Source organism: Paenalkalicoccus suaedae (assembly GCF_006965545.2).
Classification (GTDB): Bacteria; Bacillota; Bacilli; order Bacillales; family Salisediminibacteriaceae; genus Paenalkalicoccus; species Paenalkalicoccus suaedae.
In genome coordinates this window covers 1,873,705-1,893,850 of sequence record NZ_CP041372.2, presented here as the reverse complement: position 1 = coordinate 1,893,850, position 20,146 = coordinate 1,873,705, and the positions used below count along the sequence as shown (strand labels likewise).

Genomic DNA, 20,146 nt, shown 5'->3' with positions numbered 1-20,146 from the left:
ACGTTAGCTTGGGCACGCCTCTTTTTCGTGATAAGATACAGGTTAGGTGATTATAATGAGTCTAAAAAAGAAACTGCTACGAATGAAAACCCATTTACAAACGGAAGAACCAAAAGAAATAACGCCTCCTAAACAGGAGGTGGCCACTAAAAACGAAGAGGATGCCTTTCGAGAGCTTGGATTTGAACCCTTTTATTTTGATAATCAAGTGTCTTATAGAAAGCGTGTCATGTATGACTACGAAGAAGGGCTGTATGACAGGCTCCACGCGCTAAACTTTATAGGGATCGAACAGCATCCACTCGCGTTCACAGAGCACCCTTCCAAGCTTTTATTTTTTGATACGGAAACAACGGGACTGTCCTCTGGAGCGGGAAACATGATCTTTTTATTAGGCTACGTAAGAGCGCATGATACAGGGCTTGAAGTCACACAACACCTGCTCCCACAGCCAACTGAGGAGGCTGCGTTTATGAGTGGCTTTTTAGACGACTTTTTAGAGGATGATCGCATTGTTTCGTACAATGGAAAGTCGTTTGATTGGCCCCACGTCAAATCTCGTCACGCCTTTTTAAGAAAGTTTTTGCCGAAGCTACCGGAGACCGGTCATATCGACCTTTTGCATGCAGCACGTAGGCTTTGGAAGGATGAGCTACCATCGTGCCGTCTTGCTATTGTAGAAGAGCATAAGCTAAAAAAGCCTCGTGTAGGGGATACGCCAGGTAGCCTTGCCCCACTTTTATATATGGACTTTGTGCGTGAACGTGATCCAGCGATTCTAGCTGGTATAATCGAGCATAATGATCAAGACGTACGAAGCCTCGTGACGCTTTACGTTCTTTTAGCTGAAAAAGTATTAGGCTACTCTCATACAGAGATTCATGAGCATGAGAAAATTGCGAAATGGTACGAAACATTAAAGCTTGAGGAGAAAGCGGAATATCACTACAAAGAAGCGATTACTCGAGCGGTAACTCCGTCTCGTGAAGCACATTTTCGACTCGGGAAACTATATAAAAAACAAAAGCGTTATCAAGAGGCCAAACACGAGCTACATCAAGCGATTGCTACAGCGCTGCCCCATACCGACGCGCTTTTAGAGCTAGCAAAACTATATGAACATCAAGAGAAAGACGTGGATATGGCATATAAGTTAACAAAGCTTGCTAGTAAATCTGTGTTAAAAAAGCAGGAGGCAAGCGTTGCGACGAGACTTAACCGATTACAACGAAAGAGAGAAGGTAAAAAATGACTAGCACGAATACGTATGAAGATTTAATTCGCCATGCCTTTCCGTTTGATTTATTAGATGATAATCAGTTTGCGAGATTGATCAAACGCTCGGAGCGTGCGTCGTTTAAGGAGAACGAATACGTCTTTCATGAAGAAGATGAAGAAGTAGAAGTATATTTTTTACTAAAGGGATTAGCAAAAAATGTGCTGCACAGAGAGGATGGGCAACAGTTCTCTGTACGCTTTTACTACCCTGGAGACTTAATTGGTCTCATGATCCTACTTGCGAGCGGTCAAATGAATTTTTCTGTCCAGGCGCTTGAAGACTGTGAGACAGTTAGGTTCCGCAAAAGCGAATTTTTAAAAATCATGACAGAAAATGATGCGTTTAGTGATGTTATATTGACAGGTATCGGAGAGCGCATGAAATCGCTGTACGATGAGATTAAAAAAGAGCGCAACGTGACAGACAAAGAGAATATTGGACTCTTCCGCACGCGCGTGCATACGATCATGGAGCCTGTTCGTAAAATTAGTCCAACAAAGACGATTCAGGATGCTGCAAAGCTAATAACCGAGTGGAATACGGCAGGAATTGTGGTCGTACATGACTCAGGTATGCTTGCAGGAGTTATTACGCAGCAGCAGGTGATTCGAGGCTTTATGCAAGGAAGCGCGAACGATCCTGTGAAAGATTGGATGGAGCATAGTCCGCACACCATTCAAGAAAATGCGTTTAGCTATGAGGTACTAACGTTTTTTAAAGATGACTATATTGACCTTGTCCCGGTTATGAAAGGGGAGCAGGTAGTCGGTATTTTAATGGCAGAGTCATTTTTACAGCTCCAAGATTCGAAGTATTTGAATTTATCGTATCGCATGCAGCACGCAAAGCACGTAAGAGAGCTTAAGAAGCTTGCACCTTCGTATAGTGCAGATTTTCATACGTTTACGGAGGCCCTCCTAAACGAGCGCACGCACCCAACAGAAGTGTGCGAATTCATCTCTAGCTACAATGATCAGCTACATCGTAAAATCATCACCTTTGCGTTAAAAGATATGGAGCGAGAGGGCTTTGGCAAGCCACCAATCGGCTTTTGCTTTGTCGTCATGGGATCACAAGGACGCAAAGAGCAAGCGTTTAGTACAGACCAAGACAATGGGCTAATTCTTGCAAACTATCAGCACTTAGCAAACAAGCGGGACATAGAGGAATATTTCCACCGTTTTGCAGCGAAGGTGAATGACGGGCTCATGGAGGCTGGATTCCCTGAGTGTAAAGGGGGTATTATGGCGAGAGAGCGCAGATGGTGTCGAGAAATAGCGGAATGGGAAGAAGAAGTTATTCGCTGGGTGCGAGAAAGCGACAGCCAGGAAATTCGCGACTTTACGATCTTTATTGATTACAGACCAGTGTACGGTGATTTTACTTTAGCAGAATCATTGCGCGATGCGATTACAGAAAAAATATCAAAGGGAAAGCTTTTGCACGCGATGCTCATGAAGGATACGATTCGCTTTCGAATTCCGATTAACCCGCTCGGACGAATTTCTGTGAAGGGGAAAAGTAAAACCATTGATTTGAAGAAGTCGGCGCTAATGCAAATTGTGAACGGTGTGCGGATATTTGCTATTCGCTATGGGATCCAAGAAGTCAGTACCGTAGCGAGATTAAAGAAGCTTCAAGAGATGGAGATCTTTCACCCAAGAGACGTCAAAAATGCAAAGCTTGCGATGGATGTTTTGCTAGACTTTCGAATTCGAGAAAATATTCGTCAGTTAAGACACGATGAACCACTATCGAACGAATTATCTCCACAGAATCTAGATAAAGATGATCGAAGACAATTAAAGGATGCTCTTATCATTGCAAAGCGCCTCCAACAGATGAGTGAGCTCAGCTTCCAAAAGAATCGAGGCATTTAACGATGGAGCTCTCAATCACTCAATTTCTACGGCATATATTGCTAGATAAGTGGCGGTTTCACCTCGCGTTTTCGCGCTATAAAAAGAAGCATGTGGATGCTTATGCAGCTTGCCTCAAGCAACTTGAGTTGTTTCAATCATTTAAAAAACGGGATGCTCACTTAAAAGACATTACCTATACTGTCTTTGATTTAGAAACAACGGGCTTTTATCCGAATGTAGGAGATGAGATTCTTTCGATAGGGGCACTAAAAATGAATGTCAATCACATATCATTTCCCGAGCAATATTATGAACTGGTGCATGTGAATAAACCGATACCAAAGGCCGTACAGAAGCTTACGGAATTAACAAATGACGATTGTCGTTATGCCAAAAAGTTCCCTGAAGTGTTACAGAGCTTTTTAGAGTTTGCGGATAATACGGTATTAGTTGCTCACCCAGCAAGCTTTGATGTCGTGTTTTTAAAAGAAATGTGCAAAAAATGGGGATTGCCTGTACCTCCGTTTACGTACATTGATTCTTATCTAGTTGCCAATGATTTATTTCCAGATAGTAAAAATAGCTTGGATGAACTTCTCGAGAGGTTTGACATTAACCAACTAGAGAGGCATCACGCACTAAACGACGCTCTCATGACGGCGGACATGTTTACTAAATTAATCGATGAGTTAGTCATTAGGGAAATAAACACGCTCGAGGAAATAAACGATTCAAACGCGTAATATTTCCCGGGCAAGCGCAAAATTCTACAATATAGTAAAAATCGTTGCAAAAGCTGTTGCCATTTGTCTAATTATTGTATATATTTACGAATGGATATTGTATTAGACAGGGGAGAGGCAGAAATGGTTAAACTAGTGGTTGCGATGTTTTTTGCTGTAATCGGTGGCACTGTATTCTTTTTAACGTAATTAGGTCAAGCAACTAGTCACTCGAAAGTACCTCGCATACGATGTAGAGAATCCAAACAAAGGAGGAAGACACGTATGAGAGGCTGCAACTGCAACAAAGGAAAGACTTTACCAGCACAAATTTGCCCAACGGTTCAAGGGGTGAACGAAATTAACTGTGATTACAACGTTCCTGTTATCCATCCAAGTCATACAACGAACGTTGTTAACCATCGCTATAATTTCTATCATAGCTACCCGCACACTGAGTCTACGGTAAACAGAGTTTTTAATCAGAATTTTGTTCAGGGCCCTGGTCCTGGTCAGGTTCAAGGTCAAAATCAAGGCTTTAACGGCGGTCCAGGTGGACCACTCGTGCAAGGTATTCAACAAAATAGACCACCTTGCGGATATTAATAGCTTAACGCCACGACATATGTCGTGGTGTTTTTTGTATGATGTAAATCAAAATCCCAGCAAGTCACTCGACAGTCATCTTAACGTAATGACTCTTATATTTCGCGCAAACTAAAGTCGGCGCCAAAGCTCCCCATGGCAGAGTCTCACGGTTATGTACAAAATTTGCCCTCTGTAGCTAGGATAGTAACTGCGCTATTTCCCGCAATAATGTTATCTAAGAGCCTCTCTATCGTTTGGAGGATGCAAGAATAGCGCCAATACGTTAAAATAAGGAAAGAAAATCGAAGGAGGGCATCTATGTACCACGTACTTGCCGTATCAGGCTATAAACCTCATGAAATTGGGGTTTTTAACGAAAAGCACGAACAGCTCCCCTTTCTAAAAAAAGCAATTAAACGTAAGTTATCGGATCTCATTAGCGAATTTGGCGTAGAATGGATTACAATAAGTGGACAAGCTGGCGTTGAATTATGGGCAGCTGAAGCATGTTTATTGTTACAAGAAGAGGGCGTAGACATTAAGCTTGCCGTGCTCGCTCCATTTATGGAACAAGAAGAGAAGTTCCCTGAAAAAGTGAAAGAGCTATACGAAAAGGTATGGCTAGAGAGTGATTTTCAAGACTACATCACTAAAAGACCTTACGATAGTCCAGCTCAGCTGAAACTTAAAAATGAATTTATCGTAAATAAGACACAGGCAATGATGCTCTTGTATGATGAATCGACTGAGGGAACACCTAAGTTTTATTTAGAAGCTGCTAAGAAAAAGCAAGAATCGACGGATTATCCCATTTTTTATGTGACACCGGACGATATAGAGGATATGATAAGAGCAGAGCAAGACTGGAATTGACAAGAGAGAGCTACTTTGAAAAAATAAGCAAATAGAATAGACCAATGAGGTGACGTTGATGGAACGTAAATTAACTGCAAAATTAACGAAGAATGAGATATACGAAAAAGACTTTAAATCAAGTATGCGTGGGTATAATCAAGATGAGGTTGATCAATTCTTAGATGAAATTATCAAGGATTATGAAGCATTTGAAACATACATTCAGCAACTTGAAGAGGAAGTAGAAAAGCTTAAAAAGCAGCCGGCGCCAGCAGAACCGAGAACACAGGCAAAGCCACAGCCAGCTCCTGGTAACACAAACTATGATATTTTACGTCGATTATCAAACCTTGAGAAGCACGTGTTTGGGAGCAAACTGTACGACTGATGATTGAAGTGTATATTGATGGCGCAAGCGCAGGGAACCCTGGAGCAAGCGGCGCTGGTATTTTTATTAAAGCACCGTCTGGACATATAAAAGAATCTATTCCACTCCCGCCTATGTCGAATCATGAAGCGGAATTTTACGCTTGTCTTAAAGCGGTCAAACGCTGTAAAGAAGAAGGATTTCGTATTATTTCTATACGGTCAGATTCAAAAATTGTCGTTGATGCTGTGGAGAAGCAATACGTCAAAAAAGAGCTGTATAAGCCGATGCTACAAGAGATTATCTCGATGATGGAGCATGATTTTGACTATGCTTTTATAAAATGGATCCCGACTAAAAGTAACGGAGAAGCGGATCATTTAGCAAAGAAAGCGATCAGGCAGTCATTGGCTTAAACTACCGATTGCATTTCGCTTACTCTGGTGGTATGATAAGTGATGTTGTTTTTATGACAACCATTTGTGTTCGGGTAATCGCTGCATCTCTTTGAGATGTAGAGGAAAGTCCATGCTCACACCGTCTGCGATGTCGGTAGTGTTCGTGCCTGACGAAGTCATAAGTCAGGGTAGCAAGTAATTGCTAACGGCAGGGAACTTACCTACGTTACGTTTGTAATATGGTAAGACGACCTTGAAAGTGCCACAGTGACGAAGTCTGATTAGAAATGATCAGAGTGGAACGAGGTAAACCCCACGAGTGAGAAACCCAAAATTTGGTAGGGGCATCCTTACGAAGGAACTGAACGGAGTAAGGGATAGGTTCGACCTATAGACAGATGATTGCCGCTTTCGTACGAGGTTGACAACCGTTTGAAGTACGGAGTAACAGAACATGGCTTACGGAACACAAATGGCGTCCTTTGTGACTGTAACTCCACGATGCCCGTCATCGTGGAGTTTTTTCATTAGATAATTAAAAAGAGGTGAAGACGATGACTACGTATACATTAATGGCCACTGCGACAATGGGCCTCGAAGCAATTGTCGGGAAAGAGGTTAAGGACCTTGGCTTTGAAAACGTACGAGTAGAAAACGGCCGCGTATTATTTGATTCTGATATGAGAGGAATCGCCAAAGCAAATATGTGGTTACGCACAGCAGATCGCGTCAAGCTTATTGTCGGTCAATTCCGCGCTACAACATTCGAAGATTTATTTGAGCAAACGAAGGCTCTTCCATGGTCAGAGTTTATTTCTGAGGACGCGGAATTCCCCGTATTAGGAAGATCGGTAAAATCAACGTTATTTAGTATCTCTGACTGTCAGGCGATCGTGAAAAAGGCAATTGTAGAGAGCTTAAAGCAGACTTACAACATTAGCTGGTTCCAAGAGACTGGTGCAAAAACAACGATTGAAGTTGCCTTACTTAAAGATGTTGCAACAATCACGATCGATACGAGCGGCGATGCGTTGCATAAACGTGGCTACCGCGAGCTTCATAACAAAGCGCCACTAAAAGAAACGATGGCAGCAGCAATGATCCAATTAACAAATTGGAAGCCTGATATGCCGTTTTATGACCTGTTCTGTGGATCAGGTACTATTCCAATTGAAGCGGCTATGATCGGTCAAAATATTGCTCCTGGATCAAATCGTTCGTTTGATTTTGAAAAATGGCATTGGTTTGATCGTGCCTTGCATGCATCGGTATTAGAAGAAGCAGAAGATCTTGCAAAGTATGACCAGCCATTGGATATACACGGATCAGATAATGATCGTACGATGATTTCATTAGCGCAAAAAAATGCGATGGAAGCTGGCTTCCCAGATCAAATTTCCTTCACGCAACTGAAAGCGCAGGATTTTAGAACGACAAAATGGCAGGGTGTCATTGTATCAAACCCACCATACGGGGAGCGTTTAGAAGAAAGAGATACGGTAGAAGTGTTGTATAAAGAATTAGGGAAAGCCCTTAAGTCCCTTGATCATTGGAGCATCTACTTGATCACTAGCCATCCAACCTTCGAGAATTTATTCGGTAGAAAAGCAACGAAGAACCGCAAACTTTACAATGGTAACATTAAAACGCATTACTATCAGTATTTCGGTAAGCGACTTCCAAGAAACTAGTATAATAAACACCCCTTTTGCATATGCTAAAACATAGACAAAAGGGGTGTTTTTGTATGATGACAGAAATGGATCAAGTACGCCAAGTAATGAAGGCAGCTGAAAAATTAAAGGCTGCTGCAGAAAGACTCTCTCATGAGGGAAAACAAGAAAAGTCTGATAAACTTTATCAAGAATTCGCACATGTAAAAGAAATGATGCAAGCGGGTCTTAAATGGTCACTGACAAATAAACATTAACGCTCTTCATTCGGGTTAAACGTGTCGGAGAAGGATTCGTGGGTAAAGGTTACTTCGCTTCGATCCTCATCATAATCGATCGTCATACCGTGTAAATACCAATAGTCATCTTCCATCACATAGTACGACACGCCTTCTACTTCTATTGCAGTAGAGGCTTTTACTGGTTTGCCACGAGTTAATCCTACGGAAAATCCGCCAGAACCTACGCCCCCGACTCGAACAAAAAACGTCAGCTCCTCGCCTTTGGTTAACCCCATCTCTTCTCTATAAAAAGCATGAGCTTTTTCTGATATGTGTAAAGTTAGTTCCATATAAACGCCTCCTAAAAAGTCAAACAACTATGAATTAATTCTATAATCGAAATACTTTTTGATGAAATTACTTGCAAAAGTAAGTATACTTATAGGCAAGCGTTGCGTCAATTTGTACATATTTTATTAAAAAGGGAGTTTGATTTATGCAAACAACAGAACAGAAGTATTTAGATTACGTAAAGAAGCTAAGCCACTTCCAAGAAGCGGTTGGTTTAATCGGATGGGATCTTCGAACTGGTGCACCAAAAAAAGGTGTTGCTCAGCGTGGAGAAGTTCTTGGAACACTTCAATCAGAGAGCTTTAATCTGTCTACGTCACAAGAGTTTAAAGACCTCTTACAAGAACTACGAGAGGATACAACGTGGGGTACGCTCGACGAAGTAACGCAAAAAAGCGTGGAACATAGCGAAAAAAGTCTAAAGAAGTTTGAAAATATTCCTCCAGAGGAATATAAAAACTACGTTATTTTGACTTCGCAAGCGGAATCTGCGTGGGAAACTGCGAAAGCAAACGCTGACTTCGACTCGTTTTCTCCGTACCTTGAAAAAATCGTGGACTTCAACCGCAAGTATGTGGATTGGGTTGGATATGAAGGACACAAATATAATGCTCTATTAGACGATTACGAGCCAGGACTTACTGTCGACACGATCGACCGAGTGTTTGGCGAATTAAAAGAGGCGCTTGTGCCATTAGTCAAGCAAATTACAGAGAGCGAGCAACCAAAAACAGACTTCCTCTTTACTCATTTCCCTAAAGAGAAGCAGGAAGCATTTAGTAAAGCAATCTTAACAAGCATGCAGTATGACTTTGAAGCAGGTCGCTTAGATACAACGGTACATCCATTTGCAACGGGACTTAACCCAGGCGATGTGCGTGTGACAACAAAATATGATGAAAGTGATTTCCGTACGGCTGTGTTTGGCACGATCCACGAAGGTGGACATGCCCTATACGAGCAAAATATTGATAAAAGCTTAATCGGAACAAACCTTTGCTCGGGTACTTCCATGGGGATTCACGAATCACAGTCTTTATTTTATGAGAATTTTGTCGGTCGTAACTTTGCATTTTGGGAGCGTCACTACGAGACATTAAAAGAATATGCAGATGGACAGTTTGATGACGTTTCTTTAGAGGATTTTTATGAAGCAATTAACGTAGCAGGTCCTTCCCTCATCCGTATTGAAGCGGACGAACTCACATACTCGCTACATATTATTATTCGCTATGAGCTTGAGAAGGCACTTATAAACGGAGAGATTGAAGTTGCTGATCTACCGGAGGCATGGAATAAGAAGTACGAGGATCTTTTAGGCATCCGCCCATCTCATGACGGAGAAGGAGTATTGCAGGATGTTCACTGGTCCTTCGGTGCCTTTGGCTACTTCCCATCCTATGCGTTAGGCCTTGTTTATGCGGCTCAGCTTAAACAAGCAATGCTTAAGGATCTTCCAAACTTTGATGATTTACTTAGAGACGGCAACCTTGCCCCAATCAAAGAATGGATGACAAAACATATCCATCAGTATGGTAAAAAGAAATCACCGGTTGAGCTACTAAAGGACACGACTGGAGAAGGCGTGAATGCGAAACACTTAATAACGTATTTATCAGAAAAATACCAAGGAATTTACGCGTTGTAAAAATATAGACGTTAAGGGAGCTTTATGTCGAGAGGCAAAAGCTCCCTTCTTCTGTCTGAACACGGAGGAAATAAGAATGATCGAATTTAAACATGTATCAAAAGAATTCGAAGATGGTACTAAAGCCGTTAATGACATTAACTTTACTGTAGAAAAAGGGGAGTTTTTTGTTCTAATCGGGCCAAGTGGATGTGGAAAGACGACGACGATGAAGATGATTAATCGTCTTATTGATCCCACAGAAGGAACGATTCACATCGATGAGAAAGATACGAAGTCTACAGACTTGAATAAACTACGTTGGAATATTGGTTATGTACTCCAACAAATCGCTCTTTTCCCCCACATGACAATAAAAGAGAATATTGCAATCGTACCAGAGCTTAAAAAATGGTCCAAGTCGGATATTGAGAAGCGTGTAGATGAACTACTAGCGATGGTCGGACTAGAGCCAGAGACATTTCGTGATCGAAAGCCAGATGAGCTCTCAGGAGGACAACAGCAACGCATAGGTGTTATTCGCGCATTAGCAGGAGATCCAGATATTATTTTAATGGATGAACCTTTCAGTGCACTAGATCCATTAAGCCGCGAACAACTTCAAAAGGATATTGCAGATTTGCAAAAAAATATTAAAAAGACGATCGTTTTTGTCACACATGATATGGATGAAGCCCTTCAGCTTGGTGATCGTATTGCTGTTATGAAGGACGGTAATATCGTACAGATTGATTCTCCACAAAATCTGATGAAGCATCCAGCAAATGAATTTGTGCAAAGCTTCTTAGGAAATCGAAAGGATCCCTGGATGGTAGAGCTTAAAGAGGTAGTTAAACCTACTAATTCCTTAGCAGGAGAAGTTCCAAAGCTTGAAGCATCAGCAACCGTGCGTGATGCGCTATATGAGCTTAATCAATTACAGGCTAGTAGTGTAACGGTCGCGTTACCAGACGGCGTTGGAGTAATCACATACAAAGATATTGCTCAATTCATCGAAAAAGAAGGGGGCAATTCACATGGAGTCCATTAATACGTTTTTTGATTTAGCAACAACAAGAAGTGACCTATTACTCAACGCACTTTGGGAACACGTGGAGATGTCTTTAATCTCTTTACTCATAGCTGTATTTATTGCGGTACCACTCGGAATTATTTTAAGTCATTATAAAAAAGGTGCCGAACCAGTCATTGGAACGACAGCTGTGTTACAAACAATCCCTAGCCTCGCATTACTCGGATTTTTAATCCCATTTGTAGGTATAGGGACAACACCTGCTATTGTTGCCCTGTCTGCCTATGCGCTTATGCCAATCTTACGCAATACATACACAGGCATAAATGGTATTGACCGAGCCTTGCTAGAAGCGGCTCGCGGGATGGGAATGAATGCGACGCAACGTTTATTAAAAATAGAGCTTCCACTTGCTATGCCTACTATTATGGCAGGTATACGCACGGGCATGGTGCTCGTTGTAGGTACGGCAACACTTGCTGCGTTAGTAGGAGCCGGTGGTCTTGGTGATTTAATTATGACAGGTCTTCAAAGAAGTAATAACTACTATATATTATTAGGTGCGATTCCAGCAGCACTTTTAGCTTTATTCTTTGACGGTATATTACGCATTACAGAAAAAAAGTCGAGTGGCTCAACCATTATGCCAATCTTCGTTGTCGTAATAGCGGCTATATTAATTGTTGCAACTCCAGCTACCTTGCGTGCTTTAGATGTATTTGATAACGGTGGGCGCCAACAAATCGTCATTGCAGGTAAACTAGGTGCAGAGCCAGAGATTATTATTAATATGTATAAACTATTGATTGAAGAAAACACCGACTATGAGGTTGTATTAGAGCCAGGACTCGGGTCAACAGATATCGTCTTTCAAGCGTTAATGAATGAGGATATAGACGGGTACTTTGAATTTACAGGTACCGCGATATCTGAGCTATTAGGTGTCACGCCAACCAGTAATGAAGAAGAGGATGCATATATTCAAGCAAGAGATGGTGTTTATGAGGAATATAACCTTGTGTTTTTAGAACCAATGGACTATCAAAATACGTATGCAATTGCATTAACAGAAGAGCTTGCTGATGAACTAGGCGTATCGACAATAGGAGGTTTAGTTGCCTATCAGGATCAATTATCAGCTGCGTTTACGTTTGAGTTTGCGGATCGTAATGATGGCTATCCTGCTATCCAAGAGGTATACGGATTAGAACTATCTAACGTTCAAACGATGGATGCGGGTCTTCGAGCAAATGCACTAGTTTCAGGAGATGTAGAAGTCATTGATGCGTATTCAACAGATTCGTATATGCGTCGCTATGGACTAGTTGCCATGGAGGATGACGAGAGCGTATTCCCACCGTTTAATGGAGCGCCTTTGTTTAGAGAAGATGTACTTGTGGAATATCCCGAAATAGAAGACATATTAAATCAATTAGGTGGTCGGATCACCGAGGATGAAATGATTGATATGAACTACCTAGTTGATGAAGAAGACGAAGATGCTGCTACTGTAGCAAGAAATTATTTAGAATCGCAAGGATTATTAGAGAACGTTGGCGAATAAAGAAAGAAGACAGGTCAAAAGGGGGATACGCATATGTTCCACTCTATCTTACTCGCAGGAGACGGATCTACTCATTCTCTTCGCGCCTGCGAAAAAGCTGTTTTCTTAGCAAAGCATTCCGATGAATCCTCTATTACGCTTTTGCATGTCGTTGATGATTTACCAAATCAAGCGGATGTAATCGATGAAGCCATGCGCTCAAGAGACATTCCAGATCATCGCAAAAAGCGAATTGCACCACTCGAGGCATACATGGCAAAACATGAGATAACGTTCCAAACTAAGCATGTGTTTGGTGACCCTGGCCCTACCATTGTAAGACACGCAAATGTTGATAAGTATGATGTAGTCGTCATTGGTAGTAGAGGCTTAAATCAGTTCCAACAAATGGTGCTAGGAAGCGTTAGTCATAAAGTAGCAAAACGTGCCAACTGTCCGGTTTTATTAGTAAAATAGGGAAGAAAGGGTGACAAACGATGGAAAATCCGTCTCGTAAAGTAATTAAAGATGTGCTAGAAAAAGCCAAGGTGATTGCAATCGTTGGTCTCTCTGATAAGCCTCACCGAACGTCTTACCAGATTGCTGAAGCATTACTCGATTCTGGTTATGATGTCATACCTGTAAACCCAGAGATTGAAGAGGTGTTTGGGATTAAAGCGCTAGATGCGATTTCAGAGCTACCTGACAACGTCGATATCATTAACGTATTTAGACGATCCGAGTACTTACCTGATCTCGCAAAAGCGGCTGTCGAAACAAACGTTCCTGTCTTTTGGGCACAGCTTGGCGTGTCGCACGAAGGTGCATATGACACGCTTACAAAAGCCGATAAAACCGTTATTATGGATCGATGCATCAAAGTAGAGCATGCCATTCTTATTGGCAAATAGTACGAATTAGAAGGGCGACTGCGTGTAATTCCTTACACGTGCTCGTCTTTTTCTATTGACAGAGGGCGCCCTGTTGCCTACATAATAGAGAGACGAACATATTTTCCCACTGATGAATTAAGAGGGGAATTATGGTATGTTAGTACATAGCGCAAAAAAGCAAGTGAGAAAGGGGTAACACGCATTGGCTAAGGAACAAGCATTTGATTATAACGATGATGCCATACAGGTGTTAGAAGGATTAGAAGCGGTTAGAAAGCGACCAGGTATGTATATCGGGAGCACAGACCACCGTGGCCTCCATCACCTTATTTATGAGATCGTCGATAACTCAGTAGATGAGATATTAGCAGGGTTCGGAGATAAAATCTCTGTTACTCTTCATAAAGATAAAAGTGTCAGCGTTGCAGATGAGGGACGCGGCTATCCAACTGGGATGCACACGACTGGTAAGCCAACACCTGAAGTCATTTTAACGGTCTTACACGCCGGGGGTAAATTCGGTCAAGGTGGGTATAAAACGAGCGGTGGGCTTCATGGAGTAGGAGCATCCGTAGTAAATGCCCTTTCCGAGTGGCTCGAAGTCACTATTCATCGGAATGGATTTATTTATAAACAGCGTTTTGAAGATGGCGGTAAGCCCGCTACCACGCTTGAAAAAAAAGGGAAGACGTCTAAGACAGGAACGACGGTTCACTTTAAGCCTGATCCTACGATCTTTCAAACAACGACCTTTCATTACGAAACAATTGCAGAGCGTCTTCGTGAAGCGGCATTTTTACTAAAAGGAATGACGATTGTTTTAAAAGACGAGCGTCATGACCAAACCGATACGTTTCATTTTGATACAGGGCTTGAAGCCTTTGTAGACTATTTAAACGAAGAGAAAGAAACATTTCATCAGGTTGTGTCCTTCAGTGGCGAACAAGAAGGCATTGAAGTTGATTTTGCTTTTCAATACAACGATGGCTATACCGAAAACATGCTATCGTTTGTCAACAACGTTCGAACGAAGGATGGCGGTACGCATGAGCTAGGTGCTAAAACAGCTATTACTCGTGCGATTAATGAACATGCTCGTAAACTCATGCTATTAAAAGAAAAAGATAAAAACTTAGACGGTAACGATATTCGAGAAGGCTTTACTGCCGTGTTGTCTGTCCGTGTGCCTGAAGAGATTTTACAGTTTGAAGGACAAACAAAGAGTAAGCTAGGTACACCAATTGCTCGTGCCGCAGCGGATCAAGTGATTGCGCAACAACTTAATTTTTACCTAGAGGAAAACCCACAGTTTTCGAACACAATCATTAAAAAGGCGATTAAAGCATCGCAGGCTCGGGAAGCGGCTCGTAAAGCGCGTGAGGATGCTCGTAACGGAAAGAAAAACAAGCGCAAGGACGCAATGTTATCCGGTAAGCTAACGCCTGCTCAGTCTAAAAATGCGGACCGTAACGAACTTTACTTAGTAGAGGGTGACTCTGCAGGTGGTTCGGCTAAGCAAGGACGTGACCGAAAGTTCCAAGCTGTCCTACCACTCCGAGGGAAGGTTATTAACACGGAGAAGGCAAAGCTTGCTGATATTATGAAAAACGAAGAAATCCGCACAATCATTTACGCGATCGGTGGAGACGTTGGTGCTGATTTTGATATTAGCACGATCAACTACGATAAAATCGTCATCATGACGGACGCCGATACAGATGGTGCACACATTCAAGTCCTACTTCTTACCTTCTTTTATCGCTATATGAAGCCGTTAATAGAAGCCGGCAAGATCTATATCGCACTTCCTCCTTTATACAAAGTGAGCAAAGGCTCTGGTAAAAAGGAAAAGGTAGAATACGCGTGGGATGAAGCCGGAATGAAGCAAGCGATGAAGACGGTCGGCAAGGGTTACACGATTCAGCGCTATAAGGGTCTTGGAGAGATGGATGCCACTCAGCTTTGGGAAACAACAATGAATCCTGAGACAAGAACACTTGTACGTGTGACGATAGAAGATGTAGCGCGAGTAGAACGACATGTGTCTACCTTAATGGGAGATAAAGTAGAGCCGAGACGTAAGTGGATTGAAAGCCACGTCGCGTTCGGGCTAGATGAAGAAACGAATATACTAGATAACGACAGCTTACTTATAACAGAGGAGGAATCGTAACGTGGCAGAAAAAGAACGATACCTCGATTTACCGCTTGAAGAAGTATTAGGAGATCGATTTGGACGCTATAGTAAATACATTATCCAGGATCGAGCATTACCAGACGCTCGCGATGGACTAAAGCCTGTGCAACGCCGAATTCTTTATGCGATGCACGTTGATCGTAACACCGCCGATAAGCCTTTTCGTAAATCGGCGAAAACAGTTGGTAACGTAATCGGTAACTATCATCCACACGGAGATTCCTCCGTGTATGATGCGATGATCCGTCAATCTCAAGATTGGAAAATGCGTAACCCACTTGTTGATATGCACGGAAATAATGGCTCGATTGACGGAGATCCTCCGGCAGCGATGCGTTATACAGAAGCTCGTCTTGCTAAAATTGCACAGGAGATGCTTCGCGATATTGAGAAGAATACAGTCGATTTCATGCCAAACTTTGATGATTCAGAGAACGAGCCAGTCGTTTTACCTGCCTCTTTCCCGAATTTATTAGTGAACGGTTCTACCGGTATTTCTAGTGGTTACGCGACAGACATTCCCCCACACCAGCTCGGAGAGGTCATTGATGCAACAATCTTTGCGATGGAAAATCCGGATTGTACGGTTCCTGAAATTATGAACTATATGCAAGGACCTGATTTCCCTACCGGAGGAATCATTCAAGGTGTGGAAGGTCTACAAAAAGCATATGAAACTGGTAAGGGTAAAATTGTCCTTCGCGGTAAAGCTGACATTGAAGCTGTACGTGGAGGCAAAGAGCAAATTATCATTACGGAAATTCCATACGAAGTAAACAAAGCAAATCTCGTTAAAAAAATGGATGAGCTACGTTTAGATAAAAAGGTAGATGGCATTGCTGAGGTCAGAGACGATACAGATCGAACTGGTCTACGCATTGTGATTGAGCTTAAAAAAGAGGCAGATGCAAAGTCCATTTTGCACTTTTTATACAAAAATACGGATTTGCAGATCTCGTATAACTTTAATATGGTCGCAATTGCAAATAAGACACCTAAGCTTATGGGCGTTAAAGCGCTATTAACGGCTTATATTGAGCATCAGCGTACCGTTGTTACGAGACGAACAAACTATGATTTAAAAAAGGCACAGGATCGTTCTCACATCGTAGAAGGCTTAATTAAAGCTATTTCTATCTTAGATGATGTGATTAAGACCATTCGCCAAGCGTCTGATAAAGCAGATGCAAAGAGTCAAATCATGGACGCTTTTGGCTTTACAGAGCCTCAGGCTGAAGCAATTGTCACCTTACAGCTTTATCGATTAACGAATACAGATATCACCACGCTCCAGAAAGAAGCAGAAGAGCTTCGTAAAACGATCGCTCGTTTAGAAAAAATATTAGCTTCTGATAAAGCACTCATCCAAGAAATGAAAAAAGAGCTTATGTACATCAAAAAGACCTACAATGATTCGCGTCGAACGCTTGTCGAGGCGGAGGTCGAGGACCTTAAAATAAGCTTAGAAGTGGTCATCCCAACAGAAGACGTCCGAGTTTCAGTGACGAAGGAAGGCTACATAAAACGGTCAAGTATACGTAGCTTTACAGCGTCAAACGGTGAGCTGCCGGTGATGAAGGACGAAGACCGCATGCTCTTTAGTCAGGAGATGCTGACGACGGATACGCTACTCGTCTTTACGAAAAAAGGCTACTATCTTCACCTGCCCGTGCACGTACTTCCTGAAATGAAGTGGAAGGATAGTGGTCAGCACGTAGCAAACATCGTGCAAATGGATGGAACAGATCAAATTGTTGAGATCATACCGATTCGAGACTTTACAGAGTCGGACTACCTCCTTTTTGCAACGAAGAATGGCATGATAAAGAAGTCGCTACTAACAGATTATAAGGCACAGCGTTATACAAAAGCATTGATGGCAGTCAAAGTTAAAGACGGCGATGAAGTGATAGATGTGTATCAAACAGACGGTAATAACAAGCTTTTCTTAGCAACAAAGCAAGGGTTTGGATTAATGTATAGTGAAGAGGAAGTTAGCGTCACTGGTCAGCGAACAGCTGGAGTAAAAGCAATAAACCTCAAGGAAGATGATCATGTGGCAGGCCTTGCTATCCTAAAAGGCGATAAAAACGCTGTCTTTATTGCCACACAACGCGGCTCTGTGAAGCGTATGCAGGTGGATGGCTTTGAAGGTGTTGGTCGGGCGAAGCGAGGCGTTAGAATTTTAAAGGATTTAAAGAAGCAACCTCATGAAGTAGTGCGAGCAATTAGCGTAGCCATTCAGGATCACGTTACACTAAAATCTAACTCAGGCTTTACCAAGGATATCATGATGTCTGAGCTTAGAATGGTGGATCGATACACGAATGGATCCCTTAAAGTCGATACGAGTAAACACGGTGATATTGTAGATGCGTGGAAACAACAGGATACCGAGTAATACGAGATAAGAGGATATTCCTCTTATCTTTTTTTATTTTAAGCATGGTGAGCTACTAATTTGCAGCTTTTAAAAATATATTGACATCTCAACTTCCAAGTATTAGTATATGTAGTGTACTAGTTAATATAATACACACAGGACGGAGGATGATCATGATAGATATATCAAAAGTTTATGTCGCTTTTACATTAGGCAAACAGGAAGAAGTCGTATTAAAGAACGTCCATTTACATATCGGACAAGGCGATAGTGTGGCAGTAGTAGGTAGAAGTGGTTCAGGTAAGTCAACGCTATTAAATGTCATGGCAGGCTTTATAGAGCCGTGTAAAGGATCTGTGCATTTTTTAGGTAATGAGCTTAAGAAAGAAAAACAGTGGACAGCCTTTAGGCAGGAGAATGCTGGCTTTATCTTCCAACATTACGAGCTTATCTCAAGCTTAACAGCGTACGAGAATATTGAGCTTCCCCTAAAAATTAGAGGCATGGACCGAAAAGAACGACATGAAAAAGTTGAGCGTTTATTAAACGAGCTAGATATTGCACATATTCAAACGCATAAGCCTACCGAAATGTCAGGAGGTCAAAAGCAGCGAGTCAGCATTGCTCGTGCCATTATTCATGAGCCAGACATTCTTTTTGCTGACGAGCCGACCGGATCTCTCGATAGTGAGACAGAACAACAAATTCTTGCTTTATTAAAAGAGTTAAGGCACGCAAAAAACATGGCCCTTGTTATGATTACGCACAGCGACCGTGTTGCATCAGCCTGCGATCGAATTGTACGAATGAATGATGGTGTTTTAACGCAAGAAAGGAGGTCTCACTATGAAGCTACGTGATCGCATGGGTACAGTCAAAACAAGTATGCTACGTAACAAAGGTCGTTTATTTATGACTATTTTAGCAACATCAATAGGTTGCTCATTTTTAATTGTCTTAGCATCATTTGGATTTGGTCTACAACAGTCGATGATTGATGAAGTGAGTGCTAATCAAGCTGTAACGGAAATTGAAGTTTATGGCAGGGAAGACGGAGAGGAATTAACAGAGCAGGATTTATCGTTATTTTCTGAGATTGAGAACGTCACCACCGTGGTACAAACTTCTATGATTTCTGCTCAGGCAGAAGTGGATGAATTGTTTGTAAATGGCAGCATAATTGCGTTCTCAGGAGATAGCGACACGGCATTTGGAATTGCAGAAGGACGAATGGCTTCAAATGACTCAGAAGTTATTATTGGTATGGATTTACATGAGCAAGGCTATGAAATTGGGGATTCGATCAGCGTCTCGTATTCAGACTATGGATCAATGGACGAATTAGCGACGATCACATCTACTATCGTTGGAATTAAAGAGACACCAACAAAGGATTGGATTGAAGACTTAGGTGTATACTATCATGGTTCAGCCGCTATATTGATGGAAAATGTCATGATTGATCAACCGTTTGTAACTGTACACACAGATGATGTACGTCACGTAGGGGCAATAACAGAAGAAATAAAAGGGCAATCTTACTTTGTATATTCAGTAACAGAAGAGATCTCATCTATGGCAGCACTATTCCAAGCTCTGCAAGCAGGGTTAATTGCAGTAGGAACAGTGGCGGTTATTATTGCATCTATTGGGATCTACAATACGATGACCATGGCTGTGACTGAAAGAACGCATGAAATAGGAGTGTATAAAGCGCTCGGAGCAGAGCCAAAGCAAATTAAATCATTGTTTTTAATGGAAAGTAGTTTTATAGGGGGGATAGGGGTAGTCATAGGAATTATTGTCGCCTATTGGGTTAGTATGTTTGCAAACGCCGTTATTCCTAGAATTCTAGCATATACAACGGAGTCAGAGGCAATTGATATCACATTCTCACGAATACCAGTAGAACTATTAGTCATAGCAGGAGCAATAAGCTTAATTGTCGCAATATTATCGGGTTATCGACCGGCTGTTGCAGCGACTAAAATTAGTGTAGTAGAAGCGCTGAATCGAAGATAAGGAAGAAGAACTAGGCCTTAACAAATTGTTAGCGTCTAGTTTTATGTATGTTTATATAGTTTACAGTAATATAACACTGTAATTATTTTTATCTAATTTCAAATGCAACTCTTAAAGCATAGCGAACAAATG

19 protein-coding genes and 1 other RNA gene are annotated in these 20,146 nt (G+C 41.8%); 19 read left to right on the top strand and 1 reads right to left on the bottom strand.

The features are described from left to right. Nucleotides 1–55 precede the first annotated feature (55 nt). The 10 genes from FLK61_RS10095 to FLK61_RS10050 all read left to right on the top strand — a co-directional run bounded on the left by FLK61_RS10095 (nt 56) and on the right by FLK61_RS10050 (nt 8,001). Entirely contained in the window at nt 56–1,252 is a 1,197-nt protein-coding gene (locus FLK61_RS10095; protein WP_176009344.1) for a ribonuclease H-like domain-containing protein, read from the top strand. Beyond that, nucleotides 1,249–3,159, top strand: coding sequence for a DUF294 nucleotidyltransferase-like domain-containing protein (locus tag FLK61_RS10090; protein WP_176009343.1), 1,911 nt, complete (start codon nt 1,249–1,251; stop codon nt 3,157–3,159). Before FLK61_RS10095 ends, FLK61_RS10090 begins: the two co-directional genes overlap by 4 nt. A gap of 2 nt (nt 3,160–3,161) precedes the next feature. Beyond that, on the top strand, nt 3,162–3,884 hold the full coding sequence (locus tag FLK61_RS10085; protein WP_176009342.1) for a 3'-5' exonuclease: 723 nt from the start codon (nt 3,162–3,164) through the stop codon (nt 3,882–3,884). A 264-nt stretch (nt 3,885–4,148) separates the two neighbouring features. After that, a complete protein-coding gene (locus tag FLK61_RS10080; RefSeq protein WP_176009341.1) occupies nt 4,149–4,469 on the top strand; it encodes a CotD family spore coat protein in 321 nt (106 codons plus the stop codon). Nucleotides 4,470–4,769: 300 nt separating this feature from the next. After that, a complete protein-coding gene (locus tag FLK61_RS10075; protein WP_176009340.1) occupies nt 4,770–5,324 on the top strand; it encodes an SLOG family protein in 555 nt (184 codons plus the stop codon). A gap of 58 nt (nt 5,325–5,382) precedes the next feature. Then, nucleotides 5,383–5,694, top strand: coding sequence for a cell division regulator GpsB (gene gpsB / locus FLK61_RS10070; protein ID WP_176009339.1), 312 nt, complete (start codon nt 5,383–5,385; stop codon nt 5,692–5,694). Beyond that, nucleotides 5,694–6,089 (top strand): reverse transcriptase-like protein, encoded by a 396-nt coding sequence (locus FLK61_RS10065; RefSeq protein WP_176009338.1) that lies wholly within the window; start codon nt 5,694–5,696, stop codon nt 6,087–6,089. The genes gpsB and FLK61_RS10065 overlap by 1 nt, the downstream gene beginning before the upstream one ends. A 66-nt stretch (nt 6,090–6,155) precedes the next feature. Next, nucleotides 6,156–6,538: RNase P RNA component class B (gene rnpB / locus FLK61_RS10060), an RNA gene on the top strand. Nucleotides 6,539–6,625: 87 nt separating this feature from the next. After that, nucleotides 6,626–7,762 carry a THUMP domain-containing class I SAM-dependent RNA methyltransferase gene (locus tag FLK61_RS10055; RefSeq protein WP_176009337.1) on the top strand — a complete coding sequence of 379 codons (1,137 nt, stop codon included), beginning with the start codon at nt 6,626–6,628 and terminating at the stop codon, nt 7,760–7,762. 56 nt (nt 7,763–7,818) lie between these two features. Beyond that, nucleotides 7,819–8,001 carry a hypothetical protein gene (locus tag FLK61_RS10050; RefSeq protein ID WP_176009336.1) on the top strand — a complete coding sequence of 61 codons (183 nt, stop codon included), beginning with the start codon at nt 7,819–7,821 and terminating at the stop codon, nt 7,999–8,001. Here the strand turns inward: FLK61_RS10050 and FLK61_RS10045 are convergent. Then, nucleotides 7,998–8,315, bottom strand: a complete 318-nt coding sequence (locus FLK61_RS10045) for an iron-sulfur cluster biosynthesis family protein (protein WP_176009335.1) — start codon at nt 8,313–8,315, stop codon at nt 7,998–8,000. The two genes, FLK61_RS10050 and FLK61_RS10045, sit on opposite strands and share 4 nt — an antisense overlap. 146 nt (nt 8,316–8,461) lie before the next feature. Between FLK61_RS10045 and FLK61_RS10040 the strand changes: the two genes are divergently transcribed. From FLK61_RS10040 to FLK61_RS10000, 9 genes are all read left to right on the top strand, one after another. Then, nucleotides 8,462–9,964, top strand: a complete 1,503-nt coding sequence (locus FLK61_RS10040) for a carboxypeptidase M32 (RefSeq protein WP_176009334.1) — start codon at nt 8,462–8,464, stop codon at nt 9,962–9,964. Nucleotides 9,965–10,040: 76 nt separating this feature from the next. Next, the gene (locus tag FLK61_RS10035) at nt 10,041–10,994 is read left to right on the top strand and encodes an ABC transporter ATP-binding protein (protein WP_176009333.1); all 954 of its coding nucleotides are present in this window, start codon (nt 10,041–10,043) and stop codon (nt 10,992–10,994) included. Further along, a complete protein-coding gene (locus tag FLK61_RS10030; RefSeq protein WP_176009332.1) occupies nt 10,981–12,540 on the top strand; it encodes an ABC transporter permease/substrate-binding protein in 1,560 nt (519 codons plus the stop codon). Before FLK61_RS10035 ends, FLK61_RS10030 begins: the two co-directional genes overlap by 14 nt. A gap of 33 nt (nt 12,541–12,573) precedes the next feature. Further along, a complete protein-coding gene (locus FLK61_RS10025) occupies nt 12,574–12,996 on the top strand; it encodes a universal stress protein (RefSeq protein ID WP_176009331.1) in 423 nt (140 codons plus the stop codon). A 20-nt stretch (nt 12,997–13,016) separates the two neighbouring features. Continuing rightward, nucleotides 13,017–13,430, top strand: a complete 414-nt coding sequence (locus FLK61_RS10020; protein WP_176009330.1) for a CoA-binding protein — start codon at nt 13,017–13,019, stop codon at nt 13,428–13,430. A gap of 184 nt (nt 13,431–13,614) precedes the next feature. Further along, on the top strand, nt 13,615–15,585 hold the full coding sequence (parE, locus tag FLK61_RS10015) for a DNA topoisomerase IV subunit B (protein ID WP_176009329.1): 1,971 nt from the start codon (nt 13,615–13,617) through the stop codon (nt 15,583–15,585). Between the two features lies 1 nt (nt 15,586). Further along, entirely contained in the window at nt 15,587–18,010 is a 2,424-nt protein-coding gene (gene parC, locus FLK61_RS10010; RefSeq protein WP_176009328.1) for a DNA topoisomerase IV subunit A, read from the top strand. Between the two features lie 155 nt (nt 18,011–18,165). Next, nucleotides 18,166–18,852, top strand: coding sequence for an ABC transporter ATP-binding protein (locus FLK61_RS10005; protein ID WP_176009327.1), 687 nt, complete (start codon nt 18,166–18,168; stop codon nt 18,850–18,852). Then, nucleotides 18,839–20,014, top strand: a complete 1,176-nt coding sequence (locus FLK61_RS10000; protein WP_176009326.1) for an ABC transporter permease — start codon at nt 18,839–18,841, stop codon at nt 20,012–20,014. Before FLK61_RS10005 ends, FLK61_RS10000 begins: the two co-directional genes overlap by 14 nt. The last annotated feature ends 132 nt before the right edge of the window (nt 20,015–20,146 follow it).